Below are 16129 nucleotides of genomic sequence, written 5' to 3'. Positions count from 1 at the left end.
AAGAACTGGTAATACTCTTCGAAAATCAAATTCAAACTGTGTCATCGTCCCCTTGCCGTACTCAAGTACATCTTGCGGCTAGCTTCCTAGTTTGCTCTTTGATTTTCATTGAGTATAAGGTTTGTTTCAGATTTCTGCTAAGGTAGGATCTAACTTAGAAATTGTAAGAAAAAGAGAGTGGGACAGAAATCGATAGACAAAGTCTTGATTTCGTAGTCCCAGCCCCGCGAGGATGATTAGGAGCTTTTTGGAGTCTAAAAGACGAACAAAAAGTTCAATCAGCTACCGCGTCAAATTATGATTGATAATAAAAAGTGAGGTCGGGATCTTTTTGTCCCAACCTCTTTTTAGGTGACTAGCATTTTTTTGACCTAGTTTTTTCTTATTTACCCAGACAAAATTGGCTGAACAACTGTGTAATGAGTTCGTCTGGCGCAGCATCACCAGTGATTTCTCCGAGGATTTCCCAAGTACGTGTCAAATCAACTTGAAGCAAATCAACAGGCATTCCTAGTTCGAGGCCTTCGTTTACAGCTTGTAAGCTTTCAACTGCCTTTTCAATTAATGAAATATGACGGGCGTTGGATAGATAGGTAGCATCTTGTTCGACCAAGCCTGCGTTTTCAAAGAAAAGGTTGTTAATCCGTTCTTCAATCTTATCGATGTTTTGGTTTTTAAGGACTGAAATACGAATAACGTCTTCAGGTAGTTCCGAAGTTTCAATCGCTTCAGGCAGGTCAGTTTTGTTAAGTAGGATGATACGGTTGGTATCTTGGCTGATTTCAAGAAGTTGTCGGTCTTGGGCAGTTAGAGGTTCACTGGCGTTTAAGACAAGTAGAACCAAGTCAGCTTCCTTGAGGGCTTTTTTGGAGCGTTCAACACCAATTTGTTCCACGATATCATCTGTTTCACGAATACCAGCTGTATCAATCAATTTGAGAGGTACACCATTGATGTTGACGTATTCTTCGATGACATCTCGAGTAGTTCCTGCAATATCCGTTACAATGGCCTTATCTTCGCGCAGGAGGTTATTAAGAAGGCTAGACTTTCCAACGTTAGGACGACCAATGATGGCCGTTGAAATCCCTTCGCGGAGGATTTTCCCACGACGTGCAGTTTTTAGGAGATTGGTCAAGAGTTGTTCAAACTCCATAGTTTTTTCACGGACAACAGCAGTAGTGGCTTCTTCCACATCGTCATACTCAGGATAGTCGATATTAACCTCTACTTGTGCTAGTGTATTGAGGATTTCTTGACGAGTATTATTAATCAAGTCAGATAGAGAACCGTCTAATTGTTTGACCGCTATATTCATAGCCTTATCAGTCTTGGCGCGGATGATATCCATCACAGCCTCGGCTTGAGTCAAGTCCACACGTCCATTTAGGAAGGCACGCTTGGTAAATTCACCAGGCTCTGCCATGCGAGCTCCTTCACGGATAGCTAGTTGGAGAATTTCATTGGTTACGGCGATTCCACCGTGAGTGTTAATCTCGATAATATCTTCACGAGTGAATGTCTTTGGAGATTTCATAGCCCCAATCATAACCTCGTCCATGACCTTACCAGTTTGAGGATCAACAATGTGGCCGTAGTTAAGAGTGTGGCTAGCAACCTTGCTCAAGTCCTTGCCTTTAAAGATTTTCTGCGCAATGGCAAAACTATCCGTTCCGCTTAGGCGGACTATCCCAATAGCACCTTCACCAAGCGGTGTCGAGATGGCTGCAATGGTATCAAATTCCCGTGTAATCATTTCAATTCCTTTATAGTTTATTTGTTTGTATAGACTAATATCTCTTCAAATTGTAACAAATTTTAGTATTTTCTTCAATGAATGTTACTTATAAAGAAAAGCCTAAGCAGATTGCTTAAGCTTTACTTAGTGCGCATTTCACCTTGTGGGAAATAGGTTCCTTCAGGCATATCGTTGATAATGACATGAACAGCAGATTGGGGTGCACCAGTGTTGCGAACCACAGCTTCCGTTACTTCCTTGGCTAGGGCTTTCTTTTGTTCTAACGTGCGTCCTTCAAATAAATCGATGCGTACAAATGGCATAATAGCTTCCTCCACTAGTTATTTGATTTCTTCTATTTTACCACAATTTGCCGTTTAAAGCTTTTGGAAAATATGATATACTAGAATGTAGCAGAAAATTAGAATGGACGTGAAATAGAAACATGGCACAGTTGTATTATCGTTATGGGACTATGAACTCAGGCAAGACGATTGAGATTCTCAAGGTAGCCTATAACTATGAGGAGCAAGGAAAGGGAGTTGTGATTATGACTTCGGCTCTGGATACGCGTGACGGTGTTGGCTATGTTTCAAGTCGAATTGGGATGAAAAGACCTGCAGTTGCTATTGAGGAAACAACGGATATCTTTGGATTTATCCGAGATTTACCTGAAATGCCCTACTGTGTTCTTGTCGATGAAGCCCAATTTTTAAAGCGTCACCATGTTTACGACCTAGCTCGTGTTGTGGATGAGTTAGACATACCTGTCATGGCATTTGGTTTAAAAAATGATTTTCGCAACGAACTATTCGAAGGTTCAAAATATCTTCTGCTCTTAGCAGATAAGATTGATGAAATCAAGACCATTTGTCAGTATTGCAAGAAAAAAGCGACCATGGTGTTGCGTACGCAGAATGGTCTGCCAGTCTATGATGGTGAGCAGATCCAGATAGGTGGCAATGAAACCTATATCTCGGTTTGCCGTAAACATTATTTTGCACCACTGATAACATCCAAAAAGGAACAAGACTATGACAATTGAACTAAGAGATGTTACAATGGAAAATTATTTTGATGTTCTGAATTTGGATGTTAAGGAATATCAAAAACAATTTATTGCTACTAACGCAATTAGTTTAGCTGAAGCATATGTCTACACTAAAAATGGAGATTTTGTAGCTCCATTGGCAGTTTACGATAATGATGCAATCATAGGTTTTGTGATGTTAGCTTATGATAAAAAAATCGGAATTAGTAATGGAAATTATTTACTATTTCGTTTCATGATTGATAAGCATTTTCAAGATCAAGGATATTTTAAACCAATTATGGATAAAGTACTAGACTATGTTCGGACAGCGCCAGTAGGTTTAAGCAATAAACTTTGGTTGTCTTATGAACCAGAAAATGAACATGCAAGATATTGTTACCTCAGTTATGGATTCAAAGAAACTGGGGAAATATCCGAGAACGAAGTAGTAGCCATATACGATTTAACAATTGAAAAATAAGGAGAAAAAATGAACATCTATGATCAACTACAAGCTGTAGAAGACCGTTATGAAGAGTTGGGAGAATTGCTCAGTGACCCTGATGTAGTTTCAGACACCAAGCGTTTCATGGAGCTTTCAAAAGAGGAAGCTTCTACTCGTGATACCGTAACTGCCTACCGCGAATACAAACAAGTCCTTCAAAACATCGTTGATGCTGAAGAAATGATTAAAGAGTCTGGCGGAGATGCTGACTTGGAAGAAATGGCCAAACAAGAACTCAAAGATGCTAAGGCAGAAAAAGAAGAGTACGAAGAAAAATTGAAAATCTTGCTCCTTCCTAAAGATCCAAACGATGACAAGAACATCATCCTTGAAATCCGAGGAGCAGCTGGTGGTGATGAAGCTGCCCTCTTTGCTGGTGATTTGCTAACCATGTACCAAAAGTACGCTGAAGCCCAAGGCTGGCGCTTTGAAGTCATGGAGGCTTCTATGAACGGTGTCGGTGGTTTCAAGGAAGTGGTTGCTATGGTATCAGGTCAGTCTGTATACTCTAAGCTTAAGTATGAGTCTGGTGCCCATCGTGTTCAACGTGTCCCTGTGACAGAAAGCCAAGGCCGTGTTCATACCTCTACAGCGACAGTTCTCGTTATGCCTGAAGTGGAAGAAGTAGAGTACGATATTGATCCAAAAGACCTTCGGGTGGATATCTACCACGCATCTGGTGCTGGTGGACAGAACGTCAACAAGGTTGCGACTGCCGTTCGTATTGTTCACTTGCCAACCAATATCAAGGTTGAGATGCAGGAAGAACGTACCCAGCAGAAAAACCGTGAAAAAGCTATGAAGATCATCCGTGCGCGTGTTGCTGACCACTTTGCACAGATTGCCCAAGATGAGCAGGACGCTGAGCGTAAGTCTACTATCGGTACTGGTGACCGTTCAGAACGTATCCGTACCTATAACTTCCCACAAAATCGTGTCACAGACCACCGTATTGGCTTAACCCTTCAAAAACTTGATACTATTTTGTCTGGTAAACTAGATGAAGTTGTGGATGCCTTGGTTCTTTATGATCAAACGCAAAAATTGGAAGAATTAAACAAATAATGAAATTAGCTCAAATTTTTAAGGATTTTGAGGAAAAGTTGATAGCACAGGGAGAGGAAGCAGAAAGCCTCTCCTTTGTCTATCGTAGCCTGAAAAATCTATCTTTTACAGACTTTGTCTTTGCCCTCCAGCAAGAAGTTATAGAGGAAGAAAAAGAGTTTGTAGAGGAAATTTACACGAAACTGGCAAATCATATACCTGCCCAGTACATTATCGGTCATGCAGAATTTTTTGGGATGCAGTTAGAGGTCGATGAGCGGGTCTTGATTCCCCGTCCAGAGACAGAAGAGTTGGTGGAGCTCATCCTAGCTGAGAATCCAGAGGAAAATCTCAAAGTTCTGGATATCGGAACAGGAAGCGGTGCTATCGCCCTTGCTTTAGCTAAAAATAGACCAGATTGGACAATCACAGCTAGCGATATCTCTCAAGATGCTCTCGATTTGGCCAGCAAAAACGCCGAATTTCAAAATTTTAATATATTTTTTAAAAAATCTGATTGTTTCTCTGAAATTTTTTCAAAATATGATATAATTGTTTCCAATCCACCCTATATCTCTCGTAGAGATGAGTCAGAAGTTGGTTTGAATGTCCTACACTCAGAACCTCATCTGGCGTTATTTGCAGATGAGGATGGTCTAGCGATCTATCGCAGAATCGCGGAAGAATCAAAGGACTATCTAAATGATGGTGGTAAGATTTATCTTGAAATTGGCTACAAACAAGGCCAAAGCGTTCCAGCTCTTTTCAAGGAAAATTTTCCCGAGAAGCGAGTTCGAACTCTGAAAGACCAATTTGGCCAAGATAGGATGGTTGTCATTGATGATGGAGAAAATTAAGCACGAGCTTGAAAATGGTGGAGCTGTTGTTTTGCCAACGGAGACAGTTTATGGACTTTTTGCAAAAGCATTGGATGAAAAGGCTGTTGACCATGTTTATCAGCTTAAATGTCGTCCAAGAGACAAGGCACTCAATCTCAATGTCGCTAGTCTAGACGATATCTTGAACTTTTCTAAGAATCAGCCAACTTATTTACAACAATTGGTTGAAAGTTTTTTGCCAGGCCCTTTGACCATTATCTTAGAAGCTAATGACAGAGTTCCCTACTGGGTCAATTCAGACTTGACTACAGTTGGATTTCGAATGCCTAGTCATCCTGTAACTCTTGAATTGATACGAGAATTTGGACCTCTAATTGGCCCATCTGCTAATATCTCTGGTCAATCAAGTGGAGTTACTTTTCGAAAGATTCTTCATGATTTTGACCAAGAGGTCTTGGGATTTGAAGACGATAGTTTTTTAACAGGTAAAGATTCTACTATTTTAGACTTATCTGGCGACAAGGTAAAGATTCTACGCCAAGGAGCGATTACTCGAGAAGATATCCTTACCAAGATACCAGCGATTCCTTTTGAGGAGGTATGATATGCTACGTGATTTGAAAGCAACAGATGTTGCAGCTATTTGTGAGATTAACAAAAAAGCTTTAGGCTATTCGTTTAGTTTAGAGGAAACGTCTAGTCAACTAGATAAGTTATCTCAAGACTCTCATCACTACCTACTGGGTTTCGAGGATTCGACCAGCCATGACTTACTTGGTTATGTTCATGCCGAGGTTTATGAATCCCTTTATTCAAAACCAGGTTTTAATATCCTAGCTTTAGCTGTTTTGCCTCAAACACAGGGTCAGGGTATCGGAAAAACTTTACTCCAAGGCTTGGAACATGAAGCAAAAAAACGAGGCTATAACTTTATTCGCTTAAATTCTGCAGACCATCGTTTAGGTGCGCATGCTTTCTATGAAAAAGTTGGTTATACCTGCGATAAGACGCAGAAACGGTTTATTCGCATTTTTTAGTTTGGATTTTATATTCTTGTTGTAAAAACAAACTAAAGACCTGTCACACTATAAAGGAGAAGACCTATGATTTTTGACAAAGATGATTTTAAATCATATGATGCAGATCTTTGGAATGCCATTGCCAAAGAAGAGGAACGCCAACAAAACAATATTGAGCTAATCGCGTCTGAAAATGTCGTTTCTAAGGCTGTTATGGCTGCTCAAGGGTCTATCTTGACCAATAAATACGCCGAAGGTTACCCAGGACGTCGCTATTATGGTGGAACTGATGTGGTAGACGTGGTAGAAAGTCTAGCTATTGAACGTGCAAAAGAAATTTTTGGTGCCAAGTTTGCCAATGTCCAACCCCACTCAGGAAGCCAAGCCAACTGTGCTGCCTATATGGCTTTGATTGAGCCAGGTGATACGGTCATGGGAATGGATTTGGCAGCAGGTGGGCACTTGACTCATGGAGCTCCTGTCAGCTTCTCTGGTCAAACCTACAATTTTGTTTCTTATAGCGTTGATCCTGAAACAGAACTCTTAGACTTTGACGCTATCTTGAAACAAGCCCAAGAAGTGAAACCTAAACTCATCGTAGCAGGAGCTTCAGCCTACTCTCAAATTATTGATTTTTCAAAATTCCGTGAAATTGCAGATGCTGTTGGTGCTAAACTCATGGTTGATATGGCTCATATTGCTGGCTTAGTTGCAGCAGGCCTTCATCCAAGTCCAGTGCCTTATGCTCATATCACTACAACAACGACCCACAAAACCCTTCGTGGACCACGTGGTGGTTTGATTTTGACCAACGATGAAGATCTAGCTAATAAAATTAACTCAGCTATTTTCCCAGGTATCCAAGGTGGACCTTTGGAGCACGTTATCGCTGCTAAAGCTGTGTCTTTCAAAGAAGTTTTGGATCCAGCCTTCAAGGAATATGCTACCAATGTCATCAAGAACAGCAAGGCTATGGCAGATGTCTTCTTGCAAGACCCTGATTTCCGTATTATCTCTGGTGGTACTGAAAATCACCTCTTCCTAGTTGATGTAACAAAAGTTGTAGAAAACGGAAAAGTTGCTCAAAACTTGCTAGATGAGGTCAATATTACCCTAAATAAAAACTCAATCCCTTACGAAACCTTGTCACCATTTAAGACAAGTGGTATTCGTATCGGAGCAGCAGCAACAACTGCACGTGGTTTTGGTGAAAAAGAAAGCCGTAAAGTGGCTGAGCTCATCATTAAAGCTCTTAAGAATGCAGAAAATGAGGCTGCTTTAGAAGAAGTGAGAAGTGCAGTTAAAGAATTGACAGATGCCTTCCCATTGTATGAGGACTAATACTTTTATGGACATTTATATTAAGAAAGCCATTATCCATCAGTTCAGCCCAGATGACACCGAGTTGTTTCTAGCGGATAAATTTCTCAATATCACTCCAAAAATCGAAGAATACCTGCGCAAGAAAATTGAACGTGTGTATTCAGATGAAGCCAAGACTGGGATTTTCGAAGAAGAAAATCCCTTCTTCAATCATATCACAGACGATTTGTTGGAGACATCAGTAACACTGGCTAATCTCTGGAAAGAAGAGTTCAGTATTTCTGAAAACCTCAAGACCAATGACTTGATTTTTGTGCAATTTTCTAAAGAAGGTGTAGAACATTTCGCTTTCTTACGAATTGCCCTACGAGAAACCTTGACCCATCTAGGCGGAGAAGTTGACAATCCAATCAAGCTGACTCAGAATAACCTTCCTGGATTTGGAACGGGAGCTGACGAGGCCTTGGTCGTCAATCTTCAGAGTTGCAAGTACCATCTGATCGAAAAACGAATCAAATATAATGGAACTTTTTTGAACTATTTTTCTGAGAATTTGATTCAGGCTCAGCCAAAGATTTCACCTAAGAAGTCAATCAAGGAGCTGGAAAAAACGGCTCAGAGAATTGCAGAAACCTTCAACACAGACGATTTCCAGTTTCAATCCAAGGTCAAGTCTGCTATTTTCAACAACCTTGAAGAAAGTAATGAATTGTCTCCTGAAAAATTGGCAAATGACCTTTTTGACAACAATCTCACTGCACGTCTTAGCTTTATTGATCAAGTCAAGGAAGCAGTGCCAGAGCCAGTTCAGTTTGATGAAATCGATGCTAGTCGCCAATTAAAGAAATTTGAAAACCAAAAACTTTCTCTGTCAAATGGTATTGAATTAATTGTACCCAATAATATTTACCAAGATGCTGAGTCGGTAGAATTTATCCAAAATGACAATGGAACCTACTCTATCTTAATCAAAAACATCGAGGATATACAAAGCAAATAATGTTTAAATTTATAAGAAGGGTCTTGCTACTTGTTCTTATCTTATTTACTGGCTATAAACTTTTTCATATGTATCAGGATGTGAAGCAGGTCATGACCTATCAATCCTTGGTACGAGAAGTTTTAAGTGAGCAAGATACGCCAGCAAATGAAGAACTAGTCTTGGCCATGATTTATACCGAAACCAAAGGTAAAGAAAGTGACGTGATGCAGTCCAGTGAGTCTGCTAGCGGTACGACAAATACAATTTCTGACAATAGGAGTAGTATTCGTCAGGGAATTCAAACTTTGACTGAAAATCTTTATTTAGCGCAAGAAAAAGAAGTAGATGTTTGGACTGCTGTACAGGCATATAACTTTGGTCCAGCTTATATCGATTTTATCGCTCAAAACGGGAAAGAGAATACACTTGCCCTAGCCAAACAATACTCACGAGAAACAGTTGCTCCAATTTTAGGAAATACAACTGGAGAAACCTACACTTACCTTAATCCTATTTCACTCTTTAGCGGGGCTGAACTCTACGTTGATGGGGGGAATTACTATTATTCGAGGCAGGTTAGATTGAATCTCTATATTATTAAATTTTTTAATCTATTTTAAGCACTTAGAAAATTCTAGGTGCTTTTATAAGCTTTCTTTAAGGCTAATCGACTATCCTAGATAGGAAAAGGAGGAGCGTCCAATGAGAAAGAAATTCTTTCTGACTAGTGCTGCAGTTCTTTTAGCAGTTGCAACTTTGCAAAGCGCTCAAGCAGCCACTGATGTTCAAAAAGTAATTGATGAAACTTATGTTCAACCTGAGTACGTCTTGGGTTCATCATTAACAGAGGATCAAAAAAATCAAACCTTAAAAAAACTCGGCTATAATGCCTCTACAGATACCAAAGAACTGAAGACTATGACGCCAGATGTCTACTCAAAGATTATGAACGTCGCCAATGACTCTAGTCTCCAGCTCTATTCATCTGCAAAAATTCAAAAATTAGGTGAAAAATCTCCACTTGAAGTCAAGATTGAAACACCTGAAAATATCACTAAAGTGACCCAAGACATGTACCGTAATGCGGCTGTTACCTTGGGTGTGGAGCACGCGCGTATCACCGTTGCGGCACCAATCCCTGTAACAGGTGAAAGTGCCTTAGCAGGTATTTACTATTCATTAGAAGCTAATGGTGTTCAACTTCCTCAAGAAAATAAAGACCTAGCTCAGAAAGAGCTAAAAGCCTTGTCAGACATCAACGATGAAAACAAGGATAAATCAGGCTATGATGCCAATAAACTCAATGTAGCCCTTGCCGATATCAAGTCTGCTATCGCTAAGGCTAAAGAGTCCAAGGGTGAGCTTACAGAAGATGATGTTCGTAAGATTGTAGAAGATACATTGAAAAATTATAAGCTGGATCAGGTTATAACAGGAAATCAGATCAATATCATCATCAACTTTGCCTTTAATCTTTCAAAGAGTGATATTCTGAATAACGAAGACTTCACAAAGACCCTAAAAGATTTGAAACAAAGCATTGTTGCACAAGCAGGTGATAGTTTCAGCAATATTGACCTTAACTTTGATGCTAATAAAGCATTTGAGGATGGGGGCAATATTCTCAGTGCTATTTGGCAAGCAATTGTAAACTTTTTCAAGAGTTTTGGTGCTTAGGTCAATTCATGGTATAATAGATGGTAACAGAACAGTTGCCGTCTTTTTTTCGGCACATAGAAAGTGAAAATTATGTTAAAGAAAAATGATATTGTAGAAGTTGAGATTGTCGATTTGAGCCATGAGGGATCAGGTGTTGCCAAGGTCGATGGCTTGATCTTTTTTGTAGAGAATGCTCTACCGACTGAAAAAATCCTTATGCGAGTCCTTAAAGTCAACAAGAAGATTGGCTTTGGTAAGGTCGAGGAATACCTCACACAGTCTCCACATCGTAATCAAGACTTAGATTTGGCTTACCTGCGTTCAGGCATTGCTGACTTGGGACATCTAGCTTATCCAGAGCAACTCAAGTTTAAAACCAAGCAAGTGAAAGACAGCCTTTATAAGATTGCTGGAATCACGGATGTAGAGGTTGCTCATACTCTTGGCATGGAAAATCCTGTCAAGTATCGTAACAAGGCTCAGGTTCCTGTTCGTCGTGTCAATGGTGTTCTGGAGACTGGTTTTTTCCGTAAGAATTCTCATGACCTTATGCCTCTAGAAGATTTTTATATTCAGGATCCAGTCATCGACCAAGTTATCCTTGTTTTACGAGAGTTGCTTCGTCGTTATGACTTAAAACCCTATGATGAGAAGGAACAGTCTGGCTTGATTCGTAACCTTGTCGTTCGTCGTGGACATCATTCAGGTCAAATCATGGTTATCTTGGTGACAACTCGTCCTAAAATTTTCCGAGTAGAACAGTTGATTGAACAAGTTATCAAGCAGTTTCCAGAAATCGTATCAGTTATGCAAAATATTAATGACCAAAATACCAATGCCATTTTCGGGAAAGAATGGCGGGTTCTCTATGGTCAAAATTACATTACGGACCAAATGTTAGGGAATAGCTTCCAAATCTCTGGACCAGCCTTTTATCAGGTCAATACAGAAATGGCTGAGAAGCTCTACCAGACAGCTATTGATTTTGCGGAGTTAAGAGAAGAGGATGTGGTGATTGACGCCTATTCAGGAATCGGAACTATTGGCTTATTAGTCGCTAAGCACGTTAAGGAAGTCTACGGAGTGGAAGTTATCCCAGAAGCAGTAAAAAATAGCCAGAAGAATGCAGAGTTGAACGGTATTACCAATGCCCACTATGTCTGTGACACAGCTGAAAATGCCATGAAGAATTGGCTCAAGGAAGGCATCCAACCAACTGCCATCCTGGTTGACCCTCCACGTAAGGGCTTGACCGAAAGCTTTATCAAAGCAAGCGCCCAAACAGGATCTGACCGCATTGCCTATATCTCCTGTAATGTCGCCACCATGGCGCGTGATATCAAACTCTATCAAGAATTGGGCTATGAATTGAAGAAAGTCCAGCTGGTGGATTTGTTTCCACAAACACATCACGTTGAGTGTGTAGCTTTGCTGGTAAAAGCCTAGAAACCTTGTAACGAAAGGGATAATCAAAAGCCTTGATTGTAAGGCTTTTTTTGTGTTTTTGTGATAGAATATAGGTAGTTATAATCGACAGCAACTAAGAAGCAGTAAAAATATTATTCATAAAATAATTAAGATAAGGGCAATAAAATGACAGAAATTGACAAAAAGAATTTAAAAAATTATCTTTATTGTACATTTGGAATTACTTATATAGCTTGGGGGATTCTTGCCATCTTTACGCAATCTCATATTTTTGGAATAGAAACGATTATAGGAAGAACTTTACATATAGTAGGTGCACTTGGACCAGCTATTGCAAGTGGCTTTTATTTGAAAAGGAATAATATAAAATTTAAACATTTTGTATTTAGTAAGAAAGAAAATAGTAGTATTTATTTCATCATTCATTTGTTAGCAATTTTGATACTATTTTCTGTATCTTCCTTAGAATTAAATGAAGTATCAATTTATCTGATGCCATTATTCTTTATACAACTAATTTTTTTTGGTGGTGGACATGAAGAATTAGGATGGAGAGGAATATTACAACCCTTACTTGATAAAAAATATACTTATTGGCAATCTAATTTGATTGTAGGATCAATTTGGGGAATATGGCATCTGCCTTTATGGTTTATAGTTGGAGAAAGGCATCAAGGATTTCCTTTCATTTTATTTTTTATATATACATTATTTTTAAGTTTTGTTTTTGGGCTTCTTTACCGTCAAACGAAATCTGTGGGATACTGTATATTATTTCATGCGTTCGCAAATTTGTTAAATCTCTATTTTGTGTTAAAAATTAATGTTATTTTTATTATCATTTTTATTGGTTATTTAATTTATACTATATTTGCGAGTACTAGAATTAGTAAGGAAACAACATTTTAAAATTTAGATCAGGATATCCTTTATTGAAGGTAACAATCGGTCTATCTAGATAATCGATGTTAAAGAATTTTCTGTTGTAATTTCAAGTGGAATGATGAATATCGTTTCTTTTGGAACTAGCGAAAATCTTTCCGTTCCACAGTATCATTTTAAAATGATTTTCATTGCCTTTTGTTTATTAGTACAAAAAAATATTATCACATGTCGAATGTGTAAGCTTGTTAGTGAAATGTGGATAATCGTTCAAAAATCAGAAGGACTAGAGATGTATATGTTGGAATTATATCAAAATCCTTCTTATAAAGATCTAGTCGTATTTGGGTCCTTAAAAGAAGGAAAAGAATTTGTATCCAAAATAACTGGATATACTCTAGAAAATGAAGATGATTTTGTTCAAGGTAATAAAGTAGAAATAAAGAACATTTAGATGAAAGGTTTAGAGTAAACATGAGTCTCTTATTTGAAGAATTTAAAACCATTTGTTTCCATTTAAATCGAGTCGGAATTACACCGACACTGATGGGTTCTTTGGGATTGGAGTTTAGAACGAAAGAAAATTGGGGGCCGTCTGACATTGACATTCATGTGCCTGGTGACCCTAGAGGTTGGGAAGCACCTGATCATCTCAGAATTTATGACTGGGACAAGATAATGAAAGTGATGAAAGACTTAGGCTACGTCTTAATAGATATTCATGAGCATGAATTCAAAAAGGATCGAGTGAGTGTTGAATTTGGAAGTATCGATTCCTTACTTGATTTTGCAGGAGTTTCGGAATCGGATATAGAGCTTATTCACATTGAAGGCATCACTTTTCGTCTTCCAAGTCTGGAGCAGTATCTAAGTATTTACAAAGCTTCTTCTCAAGACTCCTATCGAAATGATCACAATAACAATAAGGATTTTAAAAAGATCGAGTGGCTGGAAAGACATTTGTAAATTATCATATGAAAAGTAGTAAGTTGTAAGACTGGCTGCTATGTTATTTTTATTATCATTTTTATTGGTTATTTAATTTATACTATATTTGCGAGTACTAGAATTAGTAAGAAAAAGCAGGTGGAAAAATTGTAAAAGAGCCACAGGGACTTTTCTGGGGTGGATATCACGTATATTTTTCGGATTTAGATGGATATTATTGGGAAGTTTCTTGGGGACCCAATTTTCAATTTGATGAAAATGGACTATTGAAATTTTAGTAATTAAGGGAGATAGCAAAAATGGCTTCAAGTAAAGAATATTTAGATTTCATTTTAGAACAATTGTCCGAGTTGGAAGAAATATCATATAGAGCAATGATGGGGGAATACATAATTTATTATCGAGGGAAAATAATGGGTGGAATTTATGATGATAGATTTTTAGTGAAGCCTGTCAAATCTGCAATAGCGTATATGTCGAATGTAGAATACGAATTGCCGTATGAAGGTGCAAAGGAAATGCTATTGGTAGATGATGTTGACAACAAAGAATATTTAACCGGCTTATTTAATTCAATGCATGATGAGTTACCTGCAACAAAACCAAAGAAAAAGAAATAATAAAATCTCAGTTTATCTAGGTAATACTATTTAACGATAACCTTATGCTATCGTTAAAAAGTTTATAGAACAGACAAGACTACCTGGCATAATTAGTGTTCGCTCGTTTCATGTTGAGGTCGTATCACTGCTTGTCCGAGCTGAGGCATCAGCGAAGTAGAAGTAGATGCTCCGCCCATGGGATAGTACTTGTAGAATGAGGAGGGAAACCGACGAAATGATACGGTAAGTCCGAACCGCTGAGTGCGTGGCTCTGCTCTTCCGATCTGAGACAGCGAAAAGTAGAAGGGGATGGTATTGGTATCAATCAATGAGTAACAAAGGAACAGCATGATTCGTAACATTTGCTTGTAATTTGCGGAGGAACATCAATATGGATGGAATAACAAAAGATTCTATAAAAACGGCTAAACTAATGAAACAATTATGGCCCCAATTGACCGATAAAGAAGCTATTGATGAAGTGAAAAAATATACGAATGGCAAAAATACTGCAATCTTTACTGAAGTTGAAGGTGACACAATTGTAGGTCTAGCACTATGTTCACTCAGATTTGATTATGTTGAAGGTTGTAAATATAGTCCTGTTGGATTCTTAGAAGGGATTATTGTCGACGAGGAATATCGTTTAAAGGATATTGCTAAAAATCTCTGTACAAAATGTGAGGAATGGGCGAAAAATAAAGGATGTAAGGAATTTGCAAGTGACTGTACTTTAACGAATACGGATTCTATAGGATTTCATCTCAATATTGGATTTCAGGAGGCAAATAGAATTATTCATTTTAAGAAGAAATTATAATTTAGAAACGTGAATAAACTTGTTTAAACTTTATGTATCTTTAGAAAGCGTGAAAGATTGGACGAACAAATTTTTTTGATGGGTGGAAATCCGCCGATAAAGAACCATACGATTGTTAATAAAATTATGTCATCAAGGAAGATCGAAAGAATTGTCATTTTTACAGTTTATCGAGAAAATTGGCAACCCTATATGAAAAAGTACACGGAAGTTTTCCAAAGCCATTTTTCTAACCTAAACACTGATTACTTACTCTTGGACATTGAGCAGATTAATTTTGGTAGCTATCTAGATGCTGATGTCATCATTATCGGTGGTGGAAATACGGAAAAGTATTTAGCTACTTACGTCAATCAGCAGTTCAAAAATTATATCGATCGTATGCTGAATAAAGGGGCGAAAGTTATAGGGTTTTCTGCAGGAGCCCTATTATTAGGAAAAAAAGTCTATGTTTCACCTAATGATAATTCAGATCATCAGATAAAGATAAAAAATGGATTAGGACTCTTTAATCAGTTTTTAATTAGTGTCCATTATGATTCATGGAATGATAAAGCTAATAAGGATAGAGCTGAAGAACTCGTTAATGTTCCCATAATTTCACTAAATGATCATTCCTGTCTTGTATTGGATAAACTTGGAAATATCATAGAGAAAATTGACTAGTTTTAATCATGCGAATCTGAATCTACGAAACTAAAGTATTGATGAACTGGATAGGTTACTAGTGAAAACTGCAAAAAGTGTTGTGAAATGAATCGGAGAGTGCTTGATGGATTTTAGTAGTAAGATAGCCATAAATAAAGGCTGGTCAGATGATAAAAAATATTGTGTGACAGATCAAAATCAGCAAAAATATTTCTTGCGTGTTTCTGATAAGGAGAAGTTAGATTCTAAAAAATTTGAATTTGATATGATGGAGAAAGTAGCTTTTCTTGGAGTTCCAATGTGTAGACCAATTAGCATAGAACTCTGCGATGATGGTGTACATTCTTTACACGAATGGATAGACGGGAAAGATGCAAGAGAAACCATTTTAACTGTTTCGAAAGAACAACAATACACTTACGGAGTAGAAGCAGGAAGCATCCTTCAAAAAATTCATTCACTCTCTTTAACAGAAGTTCGTGAAGATTGGGAATCCTTTTTTAATCAAAAAATTGATGACAAAATCGCAAAATACAAAGAATGTCCCGTCCAATATGAAAATGGTCAGATCTTTATTGATTTTTTAAATGCAAATCGAGAATTGTTAAAAGATAGACCTCAGGTCTTCCAACATGGAGATTATCATATCGGGAATTTCA

The 16129-nt window shown here is 38.0% G+C and carries 20 protein-coding genes and 1 pseudogene; 19 read left to right on the top strand and 2 right to left on the bottom strand.

Features of this window, described 5'->3' with window-relative positions; all coding sequences use genetic code 11:
• Nucleotides 1–382: 382 nt before the first annotated feature.
• Both mnmE and HMPREF2837_RS09305 read right to left on the bottom strand, forming a co-directional pair.
• A complete protein-coding gene (gene mnmE / locus HMPREF2837_RS09310) occupies nucleotides 383–1756 on the bottom strand; it encodes a tRNA uridine-5-carboxymethylaminomethyl(34) synthesis GTPase MnmE (protein ID WP_049549467.1) in 1374 nt (457 codons plus the stop codon).
• 122 nt (nucleotides 1757–1878) lie between these two features.
• Nucleotides 1879–2061: a 4-oxalocrotonate tautomerase gene (locus tag HMPREF2837_RS09305; RefSeq protein WP_001117401.1), complete on the bottom strand. Its 183-nt coding sequence runs from the start codon at nucleotides 2059–2061 to the stop codon at nucleotides 1879–1881.
• Nucleotides 2062–2183: 122 nt separating this feature from the next.
• On the opposite strand from HMPREF2837_RS09305, the gene HMPREF2837_RS09300 reads away from it, so the two are divergent.
• From HMPREF2837_RS09300 to HMPREF2837_RS09215, 19 genes and pseudogenes are all read left to right on the top strand, one after another.
• Nucleotides 2184–2783, top strand: a complete 600-nt coding sequence (locus HMPREF2837_RS09300; protein ID WP_049504679.1) for a thymidine kinase — start codon at nucleotides 2184–2186, stop codon at nucleotides 2781–2783.
• A complete protein-coding gene (locus HMPREF2837_RS09295) occupies nucleotides 2773–3252 on the top strand; it encodes a GNAT family N-acetyltransferase (protein WP_049549468.1) in 480 nt (159 codons plus the stop codon). Before HMPREF2837_RS09300 ends, HMPREF2837_RS09295 begins: the two co-directional genes overlap by 11 nt.
• A 9-nt stretch (nucleotides 3253–3261) precedes the next feature.
• Entirely contained in the window at nucleotides 3262–4341 is a 1080-nt protein-coding gene (prfA, locus tag HMPREF2837_RS09290; RefSeq protein ID WP_001028815.1) for a peptide chain release factor 1, read from the top strand.
• Nucleotides 4341–5177: a peptide chain release factor N(5)-glutamine methyltransferase gene (gene prmC, locus HMPREF2837_RS09285; RefSeq protein ID WP_049549469.1), complete on the top strand. Its 837-nt coding sequence runs from the start codon at nucleotides 4341–4343 to the stop codon at nucleotides 5175–5177. The genes prfA and prmC overlap by 1 nt, the downstream gene beginning before the upstream one ends.
• Complete coding sequence (locus HMPREF2837_RS09280) at nucleotides 5161–5763, top strand: L-threonylcarbamoyladenylate synthase (RefSeq protein ID WP_049549470.1); 603 nt, start codon at nucleotides 5161–5163, stop codon at nucleotides 5761–5763. Before prmC ends, HMPREF2837_RS09280 begins: the two co-directional genes overlap by 17 nt.
• A 1-nt stretch (nucleotide 5764) precedes the next feature.
• A complete protein-coding gene (locus tag HMPREF2837_RS09275) occupies nucleotides 5765–6196 on the top strand; it encodes a GNAT family N-acetyltransferase (RefSeq protein ID WP_049549471.1) in 432 nt (143 codons plus the stop codon).
• 66 nt (nucleotides 6197–6262) lie between these two features.
• Nucleotides 6263–7519, top strand: a complete 1257-nt coding sequence (gene glyA / locus HMPREF2837_RS09270) for a serine hydroxymethyltransferase (RefSeq protein WP_049549472.1) — start codon at nucleotides 6263–6265, stop codon at nucleotides 7517–7519.
• Nucleotides 7520–7526: 7 nt separating this feature from the next.
• Nucleotides 7527–8501, top strand: a complete 975-nt coding sequence (locus HMPREF2837_RS09265; RefSeq protein ID WP_049549510.1) for a nucleoid-associated protein — start codon at nucleotides 7527–7529, stop codon at nucleotides 8499–8501.
• The gene (locus HMPREF2837_RS09260) at nucleotides 8501–9103 is read left to right on the top strand and encodes a lysozyme family protein (protein WP_049549473.1); all 603 of its coding nucleotides are present in this window, start codon (nucleotides 8501–8503) and stop codon (nucleotides 9101–9103) included. The genes HMPREF2837_RS09265 and HMPREF2837_RS09260 overlap by 1 nt, the downstream gene beginning before the upstream one ends.
• 82 nt (nucleotides 9104–9185) lie before the next feature.
• Nucleotides 9186–10160 (top strand): DUF1002 domain-containing protein, encoded by a 975-nt coding sequence (locus HMPREF2837_RS09255; protein WP_049549474.1) that lies wholly within the window; start codon nucleotides 9186–9188, stop codon nucleotides 10158–10160.
• A gap of 72 nt (nucleotides 10161–10232) precedes the next feature.
• Nucleotides 10233–11588 carry a 23S rRNA (uracil(1939)-C(5))-methyltransferase RlmD gene (gene rlmD, locus HMPREF2837_RS09250; RefSeq protein ID WP_049549475.1) on the top strand — a complete coding sequence of 452 codons (1356 nt, stop codon included), beginning with the start codon at nucleotides 10233–10235 and terminating at the stop codon, nucleotides 11586–11588.
• A gap of 147 nt (nucleotides 11589–11735) precedes the next feature.
• Nucleotides 11736–12479, top strand: coding sequence for a CPBP family intramembrane glutamic endopeptidase (locus tag HMPREF2837_RS09245; RefSeq protein ID WP_075230880.1), 744 nt, complete (start codon nucleotides 11736–11738; stop codon nucleotides 12477–12479).
• Between the two features lie 94 nt (nucleotides 12480–12573).
• The gene (locus tag HMPREF2837_RS11750; RefSeq protein ID WP_152901838.1) at nucleotides 12574–12906 is read left to right on the top strand and encodes a hypothetical protein; all 333 of its coding nucleotides are present in this window, start codon (nucleotides 12574–12576) and stop codon (nucleotides 12904–12906) included.
• 20 nt (nucleotides 12907–12926) lie between these two features.
• Nucleotides 12927–13418: a nucleotidyltransferase gene (locus tag HMPREF2837_RS09235; protein ID WP_049549477.1), complete on the top strand. Its 492-nt coding sequence runs from the start codon at nucleotides 12927–12929 to the stop codon at nucleotides 13416–13418.
• A gap of 119 nt (nucleotides 13419–13537) precedes the next feature.
• Nucleotides 13538–13678 (top strand): annotated as a pseudogene (locus tag HMPREF2837_RS10915) (VOC family protein); the annotation flags it as partial.
• Nucleotides 13679–13699: 21 nt separating this feature from the next.
• Complete coding sequence (locus HMPREF2837_RS09230; protein ID WP_049549478.1) at nucleotides 13700–14020, top strand: TfoX/Sxy family protein; 321 nt, start codon at nucleotides 13700–13702, stop codon at nucleotides 14018–14020.
• Between the two features lie 373 nt (nucleotides 14021–14393).
• The gene (gene aac(6'), locus HMPREF2837_RS09225; RefSeq protein ID WP_049549479.1) at nucleotides 14394–14822 is read left to right on the top strand and encodes an aminoglycoside 6'-N-acetyltransferase; all 429 of its coding nucleotides are present in this window, start codon (nucleotides 14394–14396) and stop codon (nucleotides 14820–14822) included.
• A 57-nt stretch (nucleotides 14823–14879) separates the two neighbouring features.
• On the top strand, nucleotides 14880–15488 hold the full coding sequence (locus HMPREF2837_RS09220; RefSeq protein WP_049549480.1) for a Type 1 glutamine amidotransferase-like domain-containing protein: 609 nt from the start codon (nucleotides 14880–14882) through the stop codon (nucleotides 15486–15488).
• A gap of 106 nt (nucleotides 15489–15594) precedes the next feature.
• Nucleotides 15595–16129 (top strand): aminoglycoside phosphotransferase family protein (locus HMPREF2837_RS09215; RefSeq protein WP_148131860.1); only part of this gene is annotated, 535 nt, incomplete at its 3' end.

The organism is Streptococcus sp. HMSC071D03 (genome assembly GCF_001812125.1).
Classification (GTDB): domain Bacteria; phylum Bacillota; class Bacilli; order Lactobacillales; family Streptococcaceae; genus Streptococcus; species Streptococcus pseudopneumoniae_N.
Note: the sequence above shows the minus strand (reverse complement) of the source record. Positions and strands in the feature narration are given on the sequence as shown.